The sequence below is a fragment of the Streptomyces sp. P17 genome (genome assembly GCF_032436805.1).
Taxonomy (GTDB): domain Bacteria; phylum Actinomycetota; class Actinomycetes; order Streptomycetales; family Streptomycetaceae; genus Streptomyces.
The window spans coordinates 1-269 of the sequence record NZ_JAVRBF010000881.1 but is presented as its reverse complement, the minus strand read 5'-3'; the positions used below and the strand labels follow the sequence as shown (position 1 = coordinate 269).

General features: G+C 47.2%; 1 pseudogene. It reads left to right on the top strand.

Features of this window, described 5'->3' with window-relative positions:
• A pseudogene (locus RMT89_RS43315) lies at positions 1-269 on the top strand (DNA topoisomerase IV subunit B); the annotation flags it as partial.

Below are 269 nucleotides of genomic sequence, written 5' to 3'. Positions count from 1 at the left end.
CCACATTGCCACACTCATCCTTACCTTCTTCTTCCGTAATATGCGTGCGCTTATTGAGAATGGGTATGTTTATATTGCCACCCCACCTCTATATCTGTGCCGCAAGGGTAAAGAAGAGGAGTATTGCTGGAATGAGCAGCAGCGCAACGCATTTATCGCACGTGTTGCCGAAGGTAACGAAAGCAAGGTGCACGTACAGCGTTATAAAGGTCTTGGTGAAATGAATGATGAGCAACTTTGGGAAACGACCATGAATCCGTCGAACCGCA